The organism is Pseudoduganella sp. R-43, assembly GCF_049913255.1.
In the GTDB taxonomy this organism is placed as follows: domain Bacteria; phylum Pseudomonadota; class Gammaproteobacteria; order Burkholderiales; family Burkholderiaceae_D; genus Rugamonas.
Map to the genome: position 1 here is coordinate 1796874 of NZ_CP183988.1, position 21846 is coordinate 1818719.

12 protein-coding genes are annotated in these 21846 nt (G+C 63.6%); 8 read left to right on the forward strand and 4 right to left on the reverse strand.

Annotated elements, in window-relative coordinates:
- Positions 1-130: 130 nt before the first annotated feature.
- A complete protein-coding gene (locus ACN9M3_RS08410) occupies positions 131-2923 on the forward strand; it encodes a TonB-dependent receptor (RefSeq protein ID WP_426169758.1) in 2793 nt (930 codons plus the stop codon).
- A gap of 170 nt (positions 2924-3093) precedes the next feature.
- Here ACN9M3_RS08410 and ACN9M3_RS08415 read toward each other — a convergent pair whose 3' ends face one another.
- Positions 3094-3819: a 16S rRNA (uracil(1498)-N(3))-methyltransferase gene (locus tag ACN9M3_RS08415; RefSeq protein WP_426169760.1), complete on the reverse strand. Its 726-nt coding sequence runs from the start codon at positions 3817-3819 to the stop codon at positions 3094-3096.
- Between the two features lie 126 nt (positions 3820-3945).
- Between ACN9M3_RS08415 and tkt the strand changes: the two genes are divergently transcribed.
- Positions 3946-5937, forward strand: coding sequence for a transketolase (gene tkt / locus ACN9M3_RS08420; RefSeq protein WP_426169762.1), 1992 nt, complete (start codon positions 3946-3948; stop codon positions 5935-5937).
- Between the two features lie 24 nt (positions 5938-5961).
- Positions 5962-6972 carry a type I glyceraldehyde-3-phosphate dehydrogenase gene (gene gap, locus ACN9M3_RS08425; RefSeq protein ID WP_426169765.1) on the forward strand — a complete coding sequence of 337 codons (1011 nt, stop codon included), beginning with the start codon at positions 5962-5964 and terminating at the stop codon, positions 6970-6972.
- 199 nt (positions 6973-7171) lie between these two features.
- Here gap and ACN9M3_RS08430 read toward each other — a convergent pair whose 3' ends face one another.
- A complete protein-coding gene (locus ACN9M3_RS08430) occupies positions 7172-8140 on the reverse strand; it encodes a helix-turn-helix transcriptional regulator (RefSeq protein ID WP_426169768.1) in 969 nt (322 codons plus the stop codon).
- 92 nt (positions 8141-8232) lie between these two features.
- On the opposite strand from ACN9M3_RS08430, the gene ACN9M3_RS08435 reads away from it, so the two are divergent.
- Positions 8233-8811, forward strand: a complete 579-nt coding sequence (locus ACN9M3_RS08435) for a glutathione S-transferase family protein (protein WP_426321748.1) — start codon at positions 8233-8235, stop codon at positions 8809-8811.
- Here ACN9M3_RS08435 and ACN9M3_RS08440 read toward each other — a convergent pair whose 3' ends face one another.
- Together ACN9M3_RS08440 and glnE are read right to left on the reverse strand one after the other, a co-directional pair.
- Positions 8812-11676 (reverse strand): TonB-dependent receptor plug domain-containing protein, encoded by a 2865-nt coding sequence (locus ACN9M3_RS08440; protein WP_426321750.1) that lies wholly within the window; start codon positions 11674-11676, stop codon positions 8812-8814.
- A 121-nt stretch (positions 11677-11797) separates the two neighbouring features.
- A complete protein-coding gene (glnE, locus tag ACN9M3_RS08445) occupies positions 11798-14527 on the reverse strand; it encodes a bifunctional [glutamate--ammonia ligase]-adenylyl-L-tyrosine phosphorylase/[glutamate--ammonia-ligase] adenylyltransferase (RefSeq protein ID WP_426321752.1) in 2730 nt (909 codons plus the stop codon).
- Between the two features lie 101 nt (positions 14528-14628).
- On the opposite strand from glnE, the gene ACN9M3_RS08450 reads away from it, so the two are divergent.
- From ACN9M3_RS08450 to udk, 4 genes are all read left to right on the forward strand, one after another.
- Positions 14629-18792: a YhdP family protein gene (locus ACN9M3_RS08450; protein ID WP_426321754.1), complete on the forward strand. Its 4164-nt coding sequence runs from the start codon at positions 14629-14631 to the stop codon at positions 18790-18792.
- Positions 18789-19598, forward strand: coding sequence for a carbon-nitrogen hydrolase family protein (locus ACN9M3_RS08455; RefSeq protein ID WP_426169779.1), 810 nt, complete (start codon positions 18789-18791; stop codon positions 19596-19598). Before ACN9M3_RS08450 ends, ACN9M3_RS08455 begins: the two co-directional genes overlap by 4 nt.
- 38 nt (positions 19599-19636) lie before the next feature.
- Positions 19637-21097, forward strand: a complete 1461-nt coding sequence (gene tldD / locus ACN9M3_RS08460) for a metalloprotease TldD (RefSeq protein ID WP_426321757.1) — start codon at positions 19637-19639, stop codon at positions 21095-21097.
- Between the two features lie 63 nt (positions 21098-21160).
- Positions 21161-21793 carry a uridine kinase gene (gene udk, locus ACN9M3_RS08465; RefSeq protein ID WP_426169784.1) on the forward strand — a complete coding sequence of 211 codons (633 nt, stop codon included), beginning with the start codon at positions 21161-21163 and terminating at the stop codon, positions 21791-21793.
- Positions 21794-21846: the final 53 nt, after the last annotated feature.

A 21846-nucleotide genomic window follows, 5' to 3' on the forward strand; every position in this document is an offset into this window, starting at 1 on the left:
TTCGCCGCCGCCTTCCTGGCGACTCCGGCACAATCCGCTTTTTTCATTATTCATTGCTGAATTGACATGCTTTGATTCACAAGCCGCACCCGGCGGCGAGTACAAAAAACAGAGAGTCAAAGAGGAAACGATGATGAAAGAAACCATCCTGTCGCGTTCAGTGCGACTGATGTTCATGGCCGGCCTGGGCGTTGCAGTCCAGCCGGTGATGGCTGAGGAGAACATCCAACGGGTCGAGATCACCGGCTCGGCAATCAAGCGCGTTGCAGTGGAAGGCGCGCTGCCGGTGCAGACCCTGTCCAAGGCGCAGATCGAGCAGACCGGTGCCACCACGGTGGCCGACCTGGTAGCAACGCTGCCGTCGATGCAGGGCTTCGTGACGTCGTCGGCGTCGATCAACGGCGGCGGCGGCGGGGTGCAGACGGCTTCGGTGCATGCCATTGGCACCGGCTACACGCTGGTATTGCTGAACGGCCGCCGCATTGCACCTTACAGCTCGGGCTCCGCGGTCAACCTGGCCTCGATCCCGCTGTCGGCGGTCGAGCGGGTCGAGATCCTGACCGACGGCGCTTCGGCCCTGTACGGTTCCGACGCGATTGCCGGCGTGGTCAACTTCATCCTGAAGAAAAACCAGACCGACGCAAACATCGAGCTGACCTACAACCGGCCCACCAAGGGCAGTGCAGGCTCCACCTCGAACGTGGCCATTTCCAAGGGCTTTGGCGAGCTGGAGAACGATGGCTTCAACGTGCTGCTGGCCTACAGCCACGACACGCAGAAGGAGCTGAGCGCGAGCGACCGCCGCTTCTCGGCGCCGGGTGGGGTGCATGCCTTCGGCGAGGGCGGCAAGGCCTATTCGCTGTATCAGGTATCGGCCAATTCGATCCCGGGCAACGTCAATGCGCGCACCAGCAACGGCAATGTGCTGTTCAATCCAAGCCTGATCAATACTGGCGCCTGCGGCGCGCCGAACACCTTCAAGGTGGGCGACCGCTGCATGTACAACTACGGTTCGGTGGTCGAACTGTTGCCGGAACTGAAACGCGACGGCCTGTTTGCCTCCACCAACATCAAGCTCAATGCCGATTGGACCTTCTTTGCCGAAGGCCTGTATTCGAAGTTCACCAGTACGGCACGCTATGCGCCGCCGGCCCAGCCGCTGTCGTTGGATATCAATTCCGCGCTGTACAAGGCCAACGTGGTGCCGGCGCTGGTCAAGCTTGGCGTGGACCCGGCGACGGTGAATTCCGCCACCATGAGCTTGCGCCTGGTCGATGCGGGAGGCCGTACCGACGACTGGAAAACCGAAGCGAGGCACCTGGCGCTCGGCGTCGAAGGCCGGTTGGGCGGCTGGGACCTGACCGCCTCGTACACGCATTCCGAAACCAAGGCGGAAGACCACGCGGTAGCTGGCTACACCAGCAGCGACAAGCTGGACGCATTGATGGCCTCCGGCGCCTACAACCCCTTCATTGTGCCGACTGAGGAAACGCGCGCCGCGCTGGCTTCTGCCGTACTGCACCAGCAACTGGATGAAACCACCTCGAAGATCGATGTCGTGAACCTGCGGGGCTCGCGTCCGGTATTCGAGGCGCCGGGAGGGGCCGCCATGCTGGCTTTGGGCGGGGACTTCCTGCGCCAGAAATATGTTTACGATCCAAGCGCGATCACCATGGGTGCCAACAGCCTGCAGCCGAACTTTACCGATAGCCCGATCGGCGGCATCTCCGGCTCCTTGCCGACCGATGCCTCGCGCAAGAACTGGGGCGCGTTCGCCGAACTGGTTGTGCCGGTGATGAAAGGCCTGGAGCTGACTGGCGATGTGCGCTATGACAGCTACGACGCGGTGAAGGACAGGATGAACTTCGACAGTACCGGCAAGCTGGTCGCGCCGGGAACCAAGGGCAATGAGGCCAGCAAGACCACCTACAAGCTGGCCGCGGCCTGGCGTCCGGCCGATTCCGTGCTGGTGCGCGGCTCATACGGCACAGGCTTCAAGGCGCCGGTGATGACCGATATCACCAACCCGCTGCAAGGCGGCGGCTCGTCGAATGCGCATCCATGCCCGATTACGTCAGGTCCGCTGATGCCGCTGTGTAACGGCACCTCAGAATATAACCTGCTCAGTGGCGGTAATCCGTATTCCGGCGCCACCGGCTTGAAGCCGGAGACTTCGAAACAGGCTTCCATTGGCTTGCGCGTGGAGCCGATGCGCGAACTGTCCATTGGTTTCGATTTCTGGGATGTGAAGATCAACGACCAGATTTCCAAGTTGCCGGAGAACGAAGTGTTCAACAATCCGGCCAAGTATATGGGCCTGTTCGTGTCCTACTACGACCCGATCCAGAAGCAGGATACGCTGGCCGCTGCGCTGACGCCATTTAACCTGGCCAAGTCGCACTACCAGGGCATCGACTGGGACCACACCTACAAACTGGGCAAGCTGGCGTTCAACTGGACCGGTACTTATATGAAGAAGGCCGATTTCCAGACGCTGGCGACCGACCCGGTCGAGAACAGCGTGGGGCGTTTCGATTCGTATAACTCGGTGACCTTCCGCTGGATCAGCAAGGTGGTGGCGAGCTGGAAGCAGTCGGATGTGCTGACGCATTCGCTGACCGGGGTGTACAAGTCCGGCTATCACGATATGCCGATCAGCGCGGACAGCCTGGCGGTGCGGGATGAGGCGGGCAATTTCGTGGCGTCGAACCGCAAGGTGGATGATTACCTGGTGTGGGATTGGCAGACGCGCTATCGCTTCAATCCGAACCTGGTGCTGACTGGCGGCATCAAGAACCTGTTTGACCGTGAGCCGCCGTTCTCGCAGCGGATTGCGGGTGGCGGTAACCAGATGGGGTTTGATGCGCGGTATACCGATCCGCTGGGGCGGCAGGTTTATCTGGTGGGCAACTACAAGTTCTAAACCGGTAAACCTGGGTCAGACCCGCAGGGTCTGACCCCCAACGGTCTTGAAGCCTGGGGGTGGGTTCGAGGCTTTTGATCTTCGCAATAAGTCAAAGGCCTACAACCACCCCCGCGGCAGTTGAGTCGACCGGGTCTGACCCTGCGGGTCAGACCCGGGTTTACTGGTTTTCAGATCCCGCCCCAGGCCGCAGACAGGATCGACACCGCCGCTAAAGCCGCCGTCTCCGTCCGCAAGACCCTCGGCCCGATCGACAAGGGCAGGACCCCATGCCGCAAAGCCTCAGCCTCCTCCTCATCGGAAAAGCCGCCTTCCGGCCCAACCATGATGCTGAGCGCCTGCGCCGGCTGGTGCCTTGCCCAATTGGCCAGCGACTCCGTCGCGCGCGGGGTCAGGATCACGCGCTTGTGCAAATCCTGCCGCGCAATCCACTCGCGGAACTCGAGCGGCGCCGCCACCGATGCCAGCCGGTTGCGTCCGCACTGCTCGGAAGCCGACACCACGATCCCATTCCAGTGTTCCAGCTTCTTCTCCGCCCGCTCGGCCGACAGCCGCACCACGCAGCGCCGCGCCGCCAGCGGCTGGATGCCGGCCACGCCCAGTTCCACCGCCTTCTCGATAATCCAGTCCATCTTCGAGCCCTCGGGCAACGCCTGGGCCAGGGTCACGGCAAACGGCAGTTCCGCTTCGCGCGGGTCGAAGACCTTGATCTCCGCCCAAGCTTTCTTTTTTTGCACATCTGTCAACACTGCCGTATACTCGCCGCCATCGCCATTGAACAAGGTCAACGTGTCGCCCGGCTCCATGCGCACCACGTTGATATGGTGGGCAACGTCGGCTGGCAGCTCCAGTTGCTGGCCTGCGGCAAAGGGCTGTTGCACGTGGAAACGGGGCATATGGTCACTTCGGAAAGGTTGAAATGCACCAATTTTAAGCGTTGCTGTCACGCTCTGGTAAAATATCGGGTTCCATAGGCGGCGTCTGCCGCAGTGCACCAAATACTCAACCTTCCTCGAACTACGATGAAAACTTCGCTCCCTTTCACCAAAATGGCCAACGCGATCCGTGCGCTGGCAATGGACGCTGTGCAGAAGGCCAATTCCGGCCACCCAGGCATGCCAATGGGCATGGCTGAGATTGCCGTAGCACTGTGGAGCGGTCATCACCGCCACAACCCGACCAACCCAGCCTGGGTCAACCGCGACCGCTTCCTGCTGTCCAACGGCCACGGCTCGATGCTGCACTACGCGCTGCTGCACCTGTCGGGTTACGACCTGCCGATGGAAGAGATCAAGAATTTCCGCCAGCTGCACTCCAAGACTCCGGGCCACCCGGAAGTGGGCTACACCCCAGGCGTGGAAACCACCACCGGCCCGCTGGGCCAGGGTATCGCCAACGCGGTCGGCATGGCGCTGGCTGAGTGGCTGCTGGCATCCGAATTCAACAAGCCAGGCTTCGACGTGGTCGACCACTACACCTACGCCTTCATCGGCGACGGCTGCCTGATGGAAGGCATCTCGCACGAGGTGTGCTCGCTGGCCGGCACCCTGGGCCTGAAGAAGCTGATCGCCCTGTACGACGACAACGGCATTTCCATCGACGGCAAGGTTGAAGGCTGGTTTACCGACGACACGCCTAAGCGTTTCGAGTCCTATGGCTGGAACGTGATCAAGAACGTCGACGGCCACGACGTGGCAGCGCTGTCCGCAGCCATCGAACAAGCGAAGAAATCCGACAAGCCAACCCTGGTTTGCTGCAAGACCATCATCGGCAAGGGCTCGCCAAACCTGCAAGGCGGCGACAAGGTGCACGGCGCACCGCTGGGCGACAAGGAAATCGCCGCAGTGCGCGAGTACATCTCCTGGGGCGCCGAGCCGTTCGACATTCCTCACGACGTGAAGGAAGCGTGGGACTTCAAGGAAGAGGGCGCGAAATTCGAAGCCAGCTGGAACGAGATGTTCGCCAAGTACTCCGCCCAGTACCCAACCGAAGCTGCTGAACTGACCCGCCGCATGAAGGGCGAACTGCCAGGCAACTTCCAGGCAACCCTGGACGCCGCCATCGCCGCCTGCGTCGAAAAGAAAGAAACCATCGCCACCCGCAAGGCATCGCAGAACGCAATCCAGGCCCTGGCGCCAATCCTGCCTGAATTCCTGGGAGGCTCGGCCGACCTGACCGGCTCCAACCTGACCAACTGGAAAGAATGCATCGCCGTTCGTTCCGGCGTGCCGGGCAACCACATCAACTACGGCGTGCGCGAGTTCGGCATGTCCGCCATCATGAACGGCGTTGCCCTGCACGGTGGCTATATCCCGTTCGGCGCGACCTTCCTGACCTTCGCCGACTACAGCCGCAACGCGCTGCGCATGGCCGCGCTGATGAAGCAGCGTTCCCTGTTCGTGTTCACCCACGACTCGATCGGCCTGGGCGAAGACGGCCCGACCCACCAGTCCGTGGAACATGTGTCCTCGCTGCGCCTGATCCCTAACCTGGACAACTGGCGTCCGGCCGACACCGTCGAATCGATGGTCGCATGGGGCGAATCCGTAAAGCGCGCCGACGGCCCGTCGACCCTGATTTTCTCGCGCCAGAACCTGCCGTTCATCGAGCGTTCCGCTGAAGTCCTCGCCAACGTCGCCAAAGGCGGCTATGTGCTGTCCGACGAAGCCGGCGCTAAGGCCATCCTGATCGCCACCGGTTCCGAAGTGGAACTGGCCATGAAAGCCGCCGCCGAACTGAAGGCAGCCGGCACCCCGGTACGCGTGGTTTCCATGCCGTCGACCGACGTGTTCGACCGCCAGGACGCAGCCTACAAGGCATCCGTGCTGACCAAGGGCCTGCCACGCGTGGCGATTGAAGCGGGTGTCACCGCCTTCTGGTACAAGTATGTTGGCCTGGAAGGCGCGGTTGTCGGCATCGACACCTTCGGCGAATCCGCACCGGCTGGCGTGCTGTTCAAGCACTTCGGCTTCACCGTCGACAATGTTGTGGCAAAAGTCAAAGCAGTCATCTAATTTCTATCATCAGGAGTAAACAGCATGACGATCAAAGTAGCAATCAACGGTTATGGCCGTATCGGCCGCAATGTCCTGCGCGCTTTCTACGAAGGCGGCAAAAAGCAGGACATCCAGATCGTGGCGATTAACGACCTGGGCAACGCCGAGTCGAACGCCCACCTGACCCGCTACGACACCGCCCACGGCAAGTTCCCAGGCACCGTCACGGTGGAAGGCGACAACATGATCGTGAACGGCGACAAGATCCGCGTGTTCGCGCAACGCAATCCAGCTGAAATCCCATGGGGCGAGCTGGGCGTGGACGTGGTGCTGGAGTGCACCGGCTTCTTCACCACCAAGGAAAAAGCTTCGGCCCACCTGAAAGGCGGCGCCAAGAAAGTGATCATCTCCGCGCCAGGCGGCAAGGACGTTGACGCGACCGTCGTGTACGGCGTGAACCACGGCGTGCTGAAGGCTTCGGACACCGTGATCTCGAACGCTTCCTGCACCACCAACTGCCTGGCCCCGCTGGTCAAGCCGCTGAACGACGCCATCGGCCTGGAAACCGGCCTGATGACCACCGTGCACGCCTACACCAACGACCAGGTGCTGACCGACGTGATGCACGAAGACCTGCGCCGCGCCCGTTCCGCCACCCAGTCCATGATCCCGACCAAGACCGGCGCTGCTGCCGCTGTCGGCCTGGTGCTGCCGGAACTGAACGGCAAGCTGGACGGCTACGCCATCCGCGTTCCGACCATCAACGTGTCGATCGTCGACCTGTCCTTCATCGCCAAGCGCGACACCACCGTTGAAGAAATCAACAAGATCATGAAGGAAGCTTCGGAAGGCGCACTGAAAGGCGTGCTGACCTACCAGACCGAGCCGCTGGTTTCCGTCGACTTCAACCACAACCCGGCCTCGTCCAACTTCGACGCCACGCTGACCAAGGTGTCGGGCAAGCTGGTCAAGGTATCGTCCTGGTACGACAACGAGTGGGGCTTCAGCAACCGCATGCTGGACACCACCGTCGCTCTGATGAGCGCCAAGTAATTCCTGGCTTCAGCGACAAGAAAGCGCCCTGCGGGGCGCTTTTTTTTTTTCAAATTCGCAAATTCGGGGTCAGGTCTGTCATTTGGACATCTACGAACATCCTTTGATCTTGATCAATACGCGAAACGCACAACTTTTGCTCCTTGATCGGCATCAAAGGATAGCGCTAGCTGTCCAAATGACAGACCTGACCCCGAATTTATCCTGCGAGGCGGGCGAGGCGGCGAGCTTCGTCGCGCACGGCGTTGCGTAGCTCTTCCGGGCCTTCGATCGTGAAATCGAAATTCAACGAGGCCAGCAGGCGCGCAAACCAGCTGTAGCTGGTGGTCGTTGTCTTCAGGCGCACCCCGCCTTCCACTTCCGCCAGCGGGCCGATATAGCGGCCGACTTCCCTTGCGGCGCTGGCCAGGTCCGCGTGCAACAGTACTTGTACCGGCAGGGGCCGCGGCAAGGTCGCCATGGCGTGCTGCAATTGCGCGGCGGCGTCAAAGCTGTCGGGCTTGTCGAACACGGCACCGGTTTCGCTCACCTCCGCAATACGGTCCAGCCGGAACGAGCGGATTGCCAGTCGCAGCCGGCACATTCCCACCACATACCAGCGTGTATGGCTGAACACCAGCCCGTAAGGATCGAATTCGCGCTGCATGGCTTCACCGTCTTGCGGCGTGTAGCGGAAACGCACGCGGTGCTGGGTCTGCGCGGCCAGTGCCAGCGCCGTCAGTTCGCCGGTCAGGGCAGGACGGGCGGCGCCGGAATAGGTCCAGCGCTGTTCTGGCGTGTCGAGTACCGCGGTCTCGCGCAAGGCTTGCACGCTGCCTTGCAGGGCTGGCGGCATCACGCGTTCCAGCTTTGCCTGTGCGCTGGCGACCGAGGGCGCGGTATCGGCCAGGCGCAGCGAGCGTACCGCCATCAGTCCCAGCGCTACGGCGGACGCCTCGTCATTGGTGAACATCAGCGGCGGCAGCTTGAATCCCGGCACCAGCATGTAGCCGCCATAGCGGCCTCGCTCAGCCGTGATCGGAATGCCCAGCTCTTCCAGCATGGCGATGTAGCGGCGCAGCGTACGGCGGTCGATGCCGAGCCGCTCGGACATGTCGGCGCCGGAAATCTGCCGCTGGCTTTGCAGCAGTTCGAGGATGGAGAGGGCTTTGATGGCGGGTTTCGACATGATGTGGCAATCATTGCACGAAATCAGGGCGGATATTGTCCTATATTAGTCAGACAATGCCTCATCCCCAACAAGAACAATGAGGCAAGCACATGGAAACCATCCTGTACCACGGCGCACCGCAGGGCTGCGCATTCGGCGTGATCGTCGCCCTTGAATGGTTGTGCCGGCCGTACCGGCTGGTGCGGGTCGACCTGCCGGGCTTGCCGGTGCCGGTCATGCAGGCGGGCGGCAGGATGCTGCGCGATTGCCGCAGCATCCTGCGCCATATCGGCCAGCAGAAACGCTACCTGCTGGGCTACCGTGCCGGCACGGCGGAGGCGCGCAAGCTCGACACGCTGCTGGATTACCTGCACGAAGGGTTCGATGGCGGCCCGGCGCGCATGGCGCTGGCCTGTGCCGCGCTGGACGAAGTGCTGGCTAGCCAGGAGTGGCTTGACGGCTGCAAGCGCACCGTGGCGGATGCCTGCCTGGTGGCCGTGGTGCGCTGGGCGCAGCGCGAGGCGGGACTGGAACTGGCGGCTTATCCGGCGTTGCAGCGCCATGTGGCGGATCTGCATGGCGATCCGGCCGTCTTCTTTGCCGATGCGATTGAAGCGCGGCGGCCGGCGGTGAGCAGCGGCCGCTTCCTGGGCAGCGCATCGGCCGATGCGCTGCCCATGGCTGCCTGATCAGAAGAAGCGGTACTCTGCCGTCAGGCGGATGCGGCGGCCGGCCACGTCATCCAGGTTTTGCGGGACGATGCCGCCGCCATCGCGGTTGACGGCCTTCAGGTCCAGCGGCGGGCGCTGGTCGAACAGGTTGCGGATATTCACCGACAGCGTCAGGTTCTTGATGCCGTTATAGGCGAAGTTGTAGTCCCAGCGCACTTCGGAACCGACACGGCATACGCCCGAACCCCATTCGTTCGCTTCGCAAGCTTCCTTGGTGTATTCCTCGTCGAAGTAGTCGCCCTGCAGCTTTTGCGGGCTGAAATATACTGCGCGCAGGCTGTTGGTGTAGGCGCCGGTGGTCAGCGCCGCCATCAGGTTGGCGGTGAATTTGGAGTAGTTATAGCGGCCCGCCAGGTTGTCACCCCAACTGCCGCCATTGCGCGTCGGAGCAAAGTTGCGCAAGTCGATCAGGTAGGTGGCATTGCCGTTGATGTCGAGGCGGCCGGCCGGTACCGTGAAGCGCGAAGCCAGGCCCAGGTCGACGCCGCTGGTCTTGGTCTTCGACACGTTCTCGAACATGCCGTTGGTGGAGGCCAGCGGGCCAGCGGTCACGCCATAGGTCGCGCGTTCGGCGGCGCTGAAGGTCGTGTCCTGCGCGAGGGGCAGGCGGGTGATCGTGCCCGCTGGCAGGGAGTCCTCCGCCGACAACAGCTCGGAGGTGTTCTTCAAGCCGATTTCGTTCTTGCGCTCGATACGGAAATAATCGAGCGCAATCGAGGTGCCTTTCACCGGCTCCAGCACGAAGCCCAGCGTGGCGCTGCGCGAGGTTTCCGGCTTCAGGTTCGGGTTGTTGCGCACGATGGACGCCACGCCGGTCGCGCATTCGTTGCCTTCCACCGTGTCGGCGCGCGCCAGCAGCAGTGCAACATTGGGATCGCTGGGCGGCAACGCGTCGGCCTGGGTGCGCAAATCGTTGGCCAGGGCCTGTGCCTGGTCGCAGCGTTTCGGATCGGTGACGCCGTTATCGAAGGCGAACTTGCTCGATTGTGCGCTCTCGGTCAGGTTCGGTGCGCGGAAGCCGGATTCCACGGTCGCCCGCAACAGGAACGATTCCGCGGCTTGCCAGCGTGCGGCCACCTTTGGGGAGAAGCGGCCGGAAAAGCCAGGGAATTTGTCGTAGCGCGCGGCGCCGATCAGTTCAAGCTTCTCCAATACCGGCAGGCTGACCTCGGCAAACAGCGACTCGTTGGTGCGGCTGGCATTGGCGGCCGACGCGCCATTGCTGACGATATCGCCCGCCAGCAAGTTGGCCGTCGGCATGATGCGGATCTTTTCATGCCGTACATCGCCGCCTACCGCGACACTGACCGGGCGATTGGCGATGCTGCCGGCCTGGCCGTTAGCCTTCACATCGATGAAGGTTTGCGTGATCTTGCCGTCGTAGCCGTTTTCCGGGAACAGCCTGGCGATCACGTCGGGCGAGTTCATCTGGCCCAGCTTGTAGTCGCGGTTGAAGAAGTTCGCGTCAGGGAAGAGCGCCGGGTCGCGGTCTTCGCCGATCACCTGCCTGAAACCGCTGACGCTGAAGAAGCCGCCGCGGCTGCGGTCCTTGGTCTTGCCGCCCATCACGCCCAGTGCCGCCTCCCAATCCCATTTATTCGGCAGCGTGCCTTTGATGCCGGCCAGCGCGCGGTATTGGTCGCTGGTCGACTTGCGGTAGGAAGGGTCATCGGCGAAGCGGTAGCGCAGTTCGAGCTCTTCGCCGCTGGTGTTAAGCGGATGGGTGGCCGGCAGGCCGCGAGAGAAAAAGCTGCGTTGCTGGCCTGAGCTCGGGTCACCCCAAACGGCGACCGGATTGGTCGAACCATAGGTGGCGAAGGCACCGCCGTAGTCAGTAGTGGTGTGCGAGTACAGGACTTCGGCAAACCCTTCGGTGCCCTCATTGATCTTGAAGCGGCCGGAAATCAGGCTGTTGACACGTTCGGCACCCGGTTGGGCCTGGAAGCGGCTGAAACGGTCGTAGATGCACAGGCCGCCCGCATTCAGGGTGCTGCAGCCTGGCAGCGGGCCCTGGCCGATCAGGTTGCCCGGGAAACTGTAAGTGGAAGGCTGGCCGCGGTTGCCGAACATCTGGCCGCTCTTCGGCGCCAGCGCGCCGAAATAGTCGCCGTAGGTCGGGTTGATATCGTCCACCACTTCGCGCCAGAACACGCCGTTGCGCTTGTAGTACTCGATATTGGCCAGGATGTTGAAGCGGTCGGTGTCGAGGTCGCCCATGCCGCCGGTCACGCTGACGGTGCCGTTGCGTATCATTTGCTGCTCCACGGAGCGGGTGAAGCTGCCGCTGGCCGTCAGGCCGCGGAAGTCGGAGCGGGTAATCACGTTGATCACGCCGGCAACGGCGTCGGAGCCGTAAATGGCCGAGCCGCCGTTGCGCAGGATCTCGACGCGCTCCACGGCGTCAAGCGGCAGCGAGTCCAGGTTGGTGAACACCTCGTTGTAGTCGGCCAGCGGATAAGGTGCGACGCGGCGCGAGTTCAGCAGTACCAGGGTCGATTGCTTGCCGAGGGCGCGCAGCGACACGGACGAGGCGCCGCCGGCGAAGGAGTTGCTGCCGCCGGCATCGGTGAGGGCGGAACGGTCCGACGAGGTCAGGGTGTTCATCAGTTCCTTGACCGAGCTGACGCCGAGGCGCTTGATGTCCTGCTGGCGGATGACTTGCACCGGCTGCGAGGTTTCGGACTCGATGCGGGCAATGTTCGAGCCGGTCACGATGACTTTGGGGATGGGCTTGTCGCTGGCTTCCTGAGCCAGCAGGAATGGCGATACAGGCAGAGTCAAGGCTACTGCGATGACACTGCGTTTCGGCAGGATTCGCTTCACTATTGTTCTCCCATAGATGTTGCACAAAGGCCATGCATGTGTCGCATGGCCGCACGATTCAATCTAGGAAGCAGACGTTATAAGCTCAATAATTTTGGTGGAAATGCACCTGAATCGGTGTTCATGGCGTGGTGTAGAAGATACATTCCCACAGCTTGCGCACATTTTCAGCGTGCGCTGCCGCTTTCTCCGGCGCCACCCGCGACTGGTCCTGGCCTTGCAGGCGCAACTGGTGTTGCCACTTGCGCATGTCGCGGTAGGCGTCAGCCACCGCGCCCGCCAGCGCGGCCTCCACCAGGCCCAGCTTGCCGGCCAGGTGCAGCAGGGCGATGTTGCCGATGTTGCCGGTCAGCTCGCTGTATTGTGCGGCGTGCTGCAGCACCAGGTATTGCACGATGAATTCGATGTCGATCATGCCGCCCTCGTCCTGCTTGAGATCGAACAGTTCGCTGCGGTTGGGGCGGGCGTCGCGCATTTTCTGGCGCATGGCCAGCACTTCCTGTTTCAGGGCGGCAGCGTCGGGGCGTTCCTTGCGCAGCACCTGGCAGCGGATCTGTTCGAAGCGCTGGCCGATGGCGGCGTCGCCGGCACAGAAGCGGGCGCGCGTCAGGGCCTGGTGCTCCCACAGCCAGGCCGAAGTCTGCTGGTATTTTTCAAACGAGCCGACGCTCGATACCAGCATGCCGCTGGCGCCGTCCGGGCGCAGGGCGGTGTCGATGTCGAACAGGATCCCGGCCGGGGTGTGCGAAGTCATCCAGGTGATGAAGCGTTGCGCCAGCTTGGCGTACAGGCCGGGCGCGTCCTGGTCTTCATCGTCGAACAGGAAGATCACGTCGAGGTCGGAGACATAGCCGAGTTCCTTGCCGCCCAGCTTGCCATACGCGATCACGGCGAACTTGGGCACTTCCACATGGCGCTTGGCAACGGTCTGCCAGGCGGCTTTCACCACGGCGGCGACGATCACGTCGGCCAGGGCGGACAAATGGTCGGCCAGCTTTTCCACCGTCAGCGAGCCGGCCAGGTCTTGCGCCAGCAGGTGGAACAACTGGGCGTGGTGCACTTCGCGCAGGATGTCGAGCTGGCGCTCGGTATCGCCGGGGGCGGTGGCCAGTTGGCGCTCCAGCTCGGCTGCCGCGGCAACCGGGTCGAACGTGGCACTGAGGATGCGGTCGTCCAGCAGCTCGTCGAGCAGGATCGGGTGCTGGGTCAGGAATTTGGCGGCCCAGCCGCTGGCGTGCATCATGGTGATGACGCGTTCCAGCGTGTGCGGGTATTCGGTCAGCAGCGACAGGTAGGAGGAGCGGCGTGAGATCGCTTCCAGGAAGTCGAGCAGGCGGCCCAGCGTGCCAAGCTGGTTGCCTGCGCTGTTGCGCTCGGCGGCGCGCGCGATCTGCGGCAGGGCGGCGTTGACCAGGGCCACCAGGCGCTGGCGGCTGGCGTCGGGCAGGGTGGCCAGCTTGGGTGCTTGCCAGGTGGCGATCAGGCGCTGGGCTGCGGCGGCCGGGTCTTCGTAGCCGAGGCTGGCAAAGCGTGCTTCGATGGCTTCGCGGTTATCGGGATCGGCGCATTCATTGCTGGTGGCGGGATCGACATCTTCGCTGCCGTTGCCGCTCTTGTCGGCGAAGATGGCGTCAAATTGCTCGGCGACGTACTGGCGGCGGGAATCCATTTCAGCCAGCAGGGTGGCGACGTCAGGCAAGCCCATCATCTGCGCCACGGCCAGGCGGTCGGCCTCGTTCGGCGGCAGGGTGTGGGTCTGGGCGTCGTCGAGGTATTGCAGGCGGTGCTCGAGATTGCGCAGGAAGGTGTAGGCGTCCATCAGGCGTGCGACCACGTCGGCGCCCAGCAAGCCTTTTTCCGGCAACTGGCGCAAGGTGCCGCGCGTGGAGCGGCCGCGCAGCTCGGGATCGCGCCCGCCGCGGATCAACTGGAAGACCTGGGCCAGGAATTCGATTTCGCGGATGCCGCCGCGGCCCAGCTTGACGTTGTGGCTGCGTTCCGGGTGCAGCCTTTCCTGGCGCGCCACCTCGGCACGGATCTGGGCGTGCATGGAGCGGATGGCGTCGATCACGCCGAAATCGAGGTAGCGGCGGAAGCAGAACGGGCGCACGATGGCGTCCAGGGCTGCGATGTCTTGCGCGCGGCCGGTGACGGCGCGCGCCTTGACCCAGGCATAGCGTTCCCATTCGCGGCCTTGCACGATCAGGTAGTTTTCCACCATGCCCAGGCTGGCCGCCAGCGGGCCGGAAGCACCGTTCGGACGCAGCGCCATATCGACCCGGAAAGTGAAGCCGTCTTCCGTGATTTCCGCGATAGCGGCAATCAGCTGCTTGCCGAGGCGGACGAAATACTCATGGTTGGAGAGCTGGCGCTGGCCGGCACCGGCCGCAGTTTCGCCGTCTTCCGGATAGACGAAGATCAGGTCGATGTCGGACGACACGTTCAGTTCGCCGCCGCCGCCTTTGCCCATCGACAGCACCATCAAGTGCTGCTCTGCGCCCGATTCGGCGCCCATCGGCACGCCGTGCGCTGCCCGCATGGCCGCGTCCAGCTCGGCCAGGTGGCGTTCGATCACGAAGTCAGCCAGCCTGGTCATGGTGGTGACCACTTCGTCCAGGTCCGCCTTGCCCTCCAGGTCGCGCCGGATCAGGGTGGCCAGCACCAGGTTGCGCAGGCGGCGCATGCCGCGTGCAAGCGGCAGGTCGCCCTGCTCGTTTGCCAAAACATCGGCAAAGTTCAGCGTGGCAAGCGATAATTGCGCTAGAGCATCTATTTTGGCCTGGCGGGAGGAATCGGCAGCCAGCCAGCGCTGGTAAAAGCGGGATGCGGAAACGAGTGCGGAAGTGCTCATTGACAGATGTTAGAGAGTGTAAAAAGTCTGCGAAACCGTGCCTATTGGAACATAGTTTAACGGGGCGGTGCGGTAAAATGCTGTATTGATAAGGGCCTGGCTTGAGCGTATTGAAGGACAACCTGGTAGAGCAAATCGAGGCAGTCGAGGCCCCGCTCAAGGAGCGCTGGCATCGCCTGCAGGCCGCCTATCGCTTCTGGAACCTGGCCACCCATCACGTCCTCGGCTTCACCATCAAGCTGGTGCTGCTGCTGTATTTCGCCTTCACCATCGTGTTCCTGGCCCTGCGCTGGGTGGTGTTGCCGAATATCGACCATTACAAGCCCGACATCGAACGCCTGGCCAGCCAGGCGGTCGGCAACCCGGTGGCGATCGACCGCATCTACGCTTCCTGGAAGGGCCTGCGCCCGCAACTGATTTTGGGCGACGTGGTCATGCGCGACGCGCGCGGCCAGCAGGCGCTGCACCTGCCGAGCGTGTCGGCCACGCTGTCGTGGTGGAGCGTGCCGGCCGGCGGCCTGCGTTTTGAATCGCTGGAATTCCACCGCCCCGAAGTCGCCGTGCGGCGCGAGGCCGATGGCAAGCTGTACGCCGCCGGCATCTATATCGACCTGGAAAAGAAGGGAGATGGCAAGAGCGCCGACTGGCTGCTGTCGCAACGCGAGGTGGTGGTGCGCGACGGCCGCATCGTCTGGACCGACCTGCAGCGCGGCAGCGCGCCGCTGCAGCTCGAGAATGTCACGGCCCTGATGCTGAACAAGTGGCGCCGCCACCAGTTTGCCTTCAAGGCCACGCCGCCGGCCGCGATGGCGGCGCCGCTCGATGTGCGCGCTGATTTCAGCCACCAGCCGTTTTCCCGTATTTCGGACGTCAAGCACTGGAAGGGCGAGGTGTATGCGGAACTGCGCCATGCCGACCTGGCGGGCTGGAAGCCTTACCTGCCCGGCAAGCTTGACGTGCAGTCCGCCAGCGGCGGCGTGCGCGCCTGGCTGAGCATCGATAATGCGCGCCCGGCGGCCATCACGGCCGACGTCGCGCTGGACAATGTGGTGGCCACCCTGGGCAAGGATTTGCCGCAACTGGACGTTGCGGCCCTGCGCGGGCGCGTGACCGCCAGCGAGGAACATGCCGCCACCCTGGTGGCCACGCCCGGCACGCCGGCTGCCATCACGCGCTCGCTGGAATTGAAAGACGTGACGCTGCGCACGCGCGACGGCGTCGAGCTGGCGCCGACCACCGCCTCGGCACGCCACGTGACGGCCGCCCAGCAGCCGTCCTGGACCGAAGTCAAGGCTGCCGCGCTGGACCTGGAAATCCTGTCCGAACTGGCCACCCGCCTGCCGCTGCCGCAAGTGCAGCGCGACCTGCTGGCGGAAGCTGCGCCGCGCGGCCGCGTGCGCAACCTGGTGGCTGAATGGCGCGGCCCGTTGTCGGCAGCCAGGGACTACAAGCTGAAGGCGGACCTGGACGCGCTGGGCATGGAGGCGCTGGCTGCGCGTCCCGCCGTGCCGCGTTCGGCCAAGGCCCTGCCGATGCCGGCGCTGCCCGACATTCCCGGCTTCGCGAAACTGAGCGGCCATGTCGAAGCCGGCGAGCAGGGCGGCAGCGTGGCCTTCGATGCGCCCGGCTTCACGCTGGCGATGCCGGCCTGGTTCGACGACGAGCCAATGGAATTCGAGCAGTTCAAGCTGAACGGCAGCTGGTCGCTGGCCGATGCCAGGCAGCTCGCGCTCAAGCTGGAGCAGCTGGAGCTGGTGCAGGAGGGCATGAACCTCAGGCTGGCCGGCAGCCACAGCTTGCCGCGTGGCCCGGGCGCCAAAGGCCCCGGCGTGTCCGACTTCACCGGCAGCATCGACAACTTCACCATCAACCGCATCGGCCGCTACCTGCCGAAGCAGACGCCGGAGCACACCCGCCAGTGGCTGGTGGGCGCGCTGGAAGACGGCATGCTGCAGGAGACTTCGCTGCGCCTGCGCGGCGACCTGTCGCACTTCCCGTTCAAGGAGGGCTCGCCGGACAGGGCCAAGGGCGAATTCCGCGTGGCGGGCCGCATCGTGGACGGCCGCCTCAACTATGAACCGGGCTATTTTGCCAAGGATGGCAAGACCCCGGTCTGGCCGCTGGCGGAAAAGATCCGCGGCAGCATCGTGTTCGACCGCGCCCGCATGGAGATCAAGGCCGACACCGCACGCACCCTGGGCGTCGCGCTCTCCAATGTGAAGGCGGTGATTCCCGACCTGAGCACCCACGACAGCATGCTCGACATCGACGGCACGGCTGCCGGCGCGATGCAGGACTTCCTCAAGTACGTCACGGCCAGCCCGGTGCTGGAGTGGATCGGCCACTTCACCGAGGAAACCACGGCCAGCGGCAACGCCAGGCTGGCGCTCAGCCTGCACTTGCCGCTGTCGCACATCGTCGACGCCAGGGTGCAGGGCAGCCTGCAACTGCAGGGCAACGACGTGCTGCTGTGGCATGACATGCCAACCGTGGCCGGCGCCACCGGCAAGATCGAATTCAATGAGAAAGGCGTCAACCTGAACAACCTGGCCGGCACCTTGCTGGGCGGCCCGCTGTCGGTGAGCGGCGGCAGCCAGAAGGATGGCAGCATCCAGGTGCGCCTGGGCGGCACGGCGACGGTGGACGGCTTGCGCAAGCAATACCCGAGCGCTGCGGTGCAGCGCCTTGCCAACCACCTTGGCGGCGGCGCCAGGTTCAGCGGGCTGGTCACGGCGCGGGATCACAAGTACGAAGTGGCGATCGATTCAAGCATGCAGGGGGCGAGCCTGGACTTCCCGGCGCCGCTGAAGAAAGCCGCGGCCGACAGCATGCCGCTGCATTTCCAGCTCAACGGCGGCAGCGCCAACGAGCAGGGCGTGGCGCGCGACGATATCCGCGTGACGCTGGGCAGCGCCTACGCTGCGCGCTACCATCGCCAGCGCGTCAACAAGGGGGCGTGGAAGCTGGTCAACGGCGGCATCGGCGTCAACCTGCCGGCGCCGGAACCGGACAGCGGCATGATGATCAATGCCAGCCTGAAGTCGCTGAACGTGGATGACTGGATCGACCTGGCGGCCGAGATCGCCGGCAAGGACGAGCATGAGCCGGCCGCTGGAGCGGCCGCCCACGACGCGGCCGACGGCGCCGATATCTCGCAGTACGTGGTGCCGGAAACCATGGCCGCGCGTGCTGCCGAGCTGATAGTCGGAGAGCGCAAGCTCGATAACGTGGTGGCCGGCGTCACCCACAGCAAGGGCGTGTGGCAGGCCAGCATCGATTCGCAGCAGGCGGTCGGCTACATCACCTGGAACGAATCGCCGACCGGCAAGGGCGTGGGCAAGGTCACCGCACGCCTGTCGTCGCTGATCGTGCCCGAATCGCAGGCGGCGGAAGTCAAGGATCTGCTGGAAAGTTCGACCAATGCACCGACCATCCCGGCGCTGGATATCGAGGTGCAGCGCCTGGAATGGTTCAACCGCCCGCTGGGCCAGCTCGAACTGCATGCCTACAACGCGCTGATCACATCCGCACGCGAATGGCGCATCAGCAAGCTGTCGCTGGTCAATGCCGATGGTGAATTGAACGGCACCGGCCGCTGGCAGAGCAAGGATGGCCAGCACAACACCTCGCTCAACTTCAATATGGATATCCATGACGCCGGCAAGCTGCTCGAGCGCTTCGGCTTCAAGGACACGCTGCGCAACGGCAAGGGCAAGCTGAGCGGCGATATCGCCTGGAAGGGCTTGCCCTACCATATGGACTTGCCCAGCCTGTCCGGCACGCTGGCGCTGAACGTGGAGAAGGGCCAGTTCCTGAAGCAGGACCCGGGCGCCGCCAAGCTGCTCGGCGTGTTGAGCCTGCAAGCCTTGCCGCGCCTGCTCAAGCTCGATTTCAACGACGTGTTTTCGGAAGGCCTGCAATTCGACGGCATCACCGCCAACGCCACCATCAACCAAGGCATCGTCAAGACCGATAACCTGAAGATGCACGGCGTGCAGGCCACGGTGCTGATGGACGGCTCGGCCGACATCGCCAATGAATCGACCAACCTGCGCGTGGTGGTGATCCCGCAGGTCAACCTGGGTACGGCGCCGCTGGTGTACGCGCTGGCAGTCAACCCGGTGATTGGCCTCGGCAGCTACCTGGCGCAGCTGTTCCTCAGCGCGCCGGTAATGAAGGCGCTGACCTACCAGATGCAGGTGACCGGGCCGTGGAAGGCCCCCGTCATCACCAAGATCGAAAATCCGAAGGAGCCGACGCCATGACGAATGTAGCCAATAAGGTCTCAGCGATCCAGATGGTATCCACCCCCGTGGTGGAACAGAATATCGCTACCGCCGCCCGCCTGATCGGCGAAGCTGCCGCCCAGGGCGCCAAGCTGGTGCTGCTGCCGGAATACTGGGCCATCATGGGCATGAGCGACAGCGACAAGGTGGCCAGGGCGGAGGCGCTGGGCAAGGGCCCGATCCAGGACTTCATGTCGGCCATGGCGCGCGAGCATGGCATCTGGCTGCTGGGCGGCACGCTGCCTCTGGCGTCCGACGATCCTGAACGTGTCATCAATACCACGCTGGTCTACGATCCGCAGGGCAAGCATGTTGGCCGTTACGACAAGATCCACCTGTTCGGCTTCACTAAGGGAAACGAGTCTTATGACGAGGCGCGCACCATCGTGCCGGGCAAGGCTGTCGGCACGGTCGAGACGGCAGTGGGCAAGGTCGGCATGTCGGTCTGCTACGACTTGCGCTTTCCCGAGCTGTACCGTGCCATGGGCCCGCTCGACCTGATCGTGGTGCCGGCAGCCTTTACCTACACCACCGGCAAGGCGCACTGGGAAATCCTGTTGCGTGCCCGCGCCATCGAAAACCAGTGCTATGTGCTGGCTGCCGCGCAGGGCGGGACGCACGTCAACGGCCGCCGTACCTGGGGCCATTCGATGCTGATCGACCCGTGGGGCGAGGTCAAGGCTGTGCTGGCGGAAGGCGAGGGCGTCGTGACGGGGGAACTGGACCCGGCCTTCGTACACGGCGTGCGCGAGAGCTTGCCAGCGCTGAAGCACCGAATCCTCTAAAATTCGGCTAAGAGCACATTTCAAAGAATTCTTCTCATATGAAACCATTCGACCCTAACCTGTCCGCCATGGCCGCAGCGAAAGATATCTTGCTGACGCCTTTTGGCCTGGATGAAAGCAAGCTGCTGACAGCACTCGGCAGCATGTTCACCCATAAGGTCGACTACGCCGACCTGTACTTCCAGTTCACCAAGAACGAGGGCTGGAGCCTGGAAGAAGGCATCGTCAAGACCGGTTCGTTCTCGATCGACCAGGGCGTCGGCGTGCGCGCCGTGTCGGGCGACAAGACCGCCTTCTCCTATTCCGATGAGATCTCCGAAGCGGCGCTGCTGGACGCTGCCGCGGCAACGCGCACCATTGCCCGCGCTGGCGCCGGCAAGATCAAGGTGGCCGGCAAGATGACGCCGGTCGGCGGCCGTTCGCTGTACATGCCGCATGACCCGCTGGTGTCGCTTGATGCGGCATCCAAGGTTAAGCTGCTCGAACGCGTGGAGAAGATGGCGCGCGCCAAGGATCCGCGCGTGGTGCAGGTGATGGCTGGCCTGGCTGGCGAATACGACGTAGTGCTGGTGGTGCGCAGCGATGGCGTGCTGGCGGCCGACATCCGCCCGCTGGTGCGCGTGTCGGTGACCGTGATCGTGGAACAGAACGGCCGCCGCGAAGTCGGCTCTTCCGGCGGTGGCGGGCGCTATGAATACAGCTATTTCACCGACGCGCTGCTGGACCAGTATGCGACCGATGCGGTGAAATCGGCCCTGGTGAACCTTGATTCGCGCCCGGCGCCGGCCGGCCCGATGACCGTGGTGCTGGGCCCGGGCTGGCCGGGCATCCTGCTGCACGAAGCGATCGGCCACGGCCTGGAGGGCGATTTCAACCGCAAGGGTTCTTCCACTTTCTCCGGCCGCATCGGCGAGCGCGTGGCAGCCAAGGGCGTCACCGTGGTCGATGACGGCACGCTGGCCAACCGCCGCGGCTCGCTCAACATCGACGACGAGGGCAACCCGACCCAGTGCACGACGCTGATCGAAGACGGCGTGCTGAAGGGTTATATCCAGGACACCATGAATGCGCGCCTGATGAAGATGAACGTCACCGGCAATGCGCGCCGCGAGTCGTTCGCGCACCTGCCGATGCCGCGCATGACCAACACCTATATGCTGGGCGGCGACAAGGATCCGCAGGAAATCCTGGCTTCTGTGAAGAACGGCATCTACGCGGTCAACTTCGGCGGCGGCCAGGTCGACATCACCAACGGCAAGTTCGTGTTCTCGGCTTCCGAGGCCTACATGATCGAAGACGGCAAGGTGACCTATCCGGTCAAGGGCGCCACCCTGATCGGCAACGGCCCGGACGTGATGAACCGCATCACCATGATTGGCAACGACATGAAGCTCGACCCGGGTGTCGGCGTGTGCGGCAAGGAGGGGCAGAGCGTGCCGGTCGGCGTCGGCCAGCCGACCCTGCGCCTGGATGGCGTGACAGTCGGCGGCACCGCCTAAGAACGGGTGCAGCGCAAAGACCGGGTAAAATACCCGGTTTTTTTTGCCTGGGACGGAAATCACATGAACAATTCGAGCAACAAACCCTTCGTGATTGGCGTCGCAGGCGGCAGCGGCAGCGGCAAGTCGACGGTCACGCGCGAAGTGCTGAAATCCTTTGGCTCGGAAGTGGTGTCGGTTGTCCTGCAGGACGACTACTACCTGGACCAGACCCATATGTCGCCTGAAGACCGGCGCAAGGTCAATTACGACCATCCGGAAGCCTTTGACTGGGCCCTGATGATCGAACACCTGCAAAAGCTGCGTGAGGGCCAGTCGATCGAGATGCCGGTGTACGACTTCTCCATCGACAACCGCACCACCCGGACCATCACGGTCAAGCCGGCGCCGGTGATCGTCGTCGAGGGCCTGTTCGCGCTGTACGACGCCGACCTGCGCAAGCAGATGTCGCTGAAGATCTTCGTCGACACCGCGGCTGACGTACGCTTTATCCGCCGTCTGCAGCGCGATATCGCGGAGCGCGGCCGCAGCACGGAGAGCGTGATCAACCAGTATATGGAAACCGTGCGGCCGATGTACAAGCAGTTCATCGAGCCGACCAAGCGCCACGCGCACGTGATCCTGCCGCACGGCGCCAACGGGCCGGCGGTGGACATCATCACCACCAAGGTAGCGAGCCTGATCAAAGGCGAGTGATCAAAAAAAAACCGCGCCCCGAAGGGCGCGGCTGTCAGGGGCGATGTGCCCCG

Bases quoted from the DNA above. Each gene is read 5' to 3' on its own strand.
- ACN9M3_RS08410 (WP_426169758.1), top strand. From the start codon at position 131: ATGATGAAAGAAACCATCCTGTCGCGTTCAGTGCGACTGATGTTCATG.
- ACN9M3_RS08415 (WP_426169760.1), bottom strand. From the start codon at position 3,819: ATGCCCCGTTTCCACGTGCAACAGCCCTTTGCCGCAGGCCAGCAACTG.
- tkt (WP_426169762.1), top strand. From the start codon at position 3,946: ATGAAAACTTCGCTCCCTTTCACCAAAATGGCCAACGCGATCCGTGCG.
- gap (WP_426169765.1), top strand. From the start codon at position 5,962: ATGACGATCAAAGTAGCAATCAACGGTTATGGCCGTATCGGCCGCAAT.
- ACN9M3_RS08430 (WP_426169768.1), bottom strand. From the start codon at position 8,140: ATGTCGAAACCCGCCATCAAAGCCCTCTCCATCCTCGAACTGCTGCAA.
- ACN9M3_RS08435 (WP_426321748.1), top strand. From the start codon at position 8,233: ATGGAAACCATCCTGTACCACGGCGCACCGCAGGGCTGCGCATTCGGC.
- glnE (WP_426321752.1), bottom strand. From the start codon at position 14,527: ATGAGCACTTCCGCACTCGTTTCCGCATCCCGCTTTTACCAGCGCTGG.
- ACN9M3_RS08455 (WP_426169779.1), top strand. From the start codon at position 18,789: ATGACGAATGTAGCCAATAAGGTCTCAGCGATCCAGATGGTATCCACC.
- tldD (WP_426321757.1), top strand. From the start codon at position 19,637: ATGAAACCATTCGACCCTAACCTGTCCGCCATGGCCGCAGCGAAAGAT.
- udk (WP_426169784.1), top strand. From the start codon at position 21,161: ATGAACAATTCGAGCAACAAACCCTTCGTGATTGGCGTCGCAGGCGGC.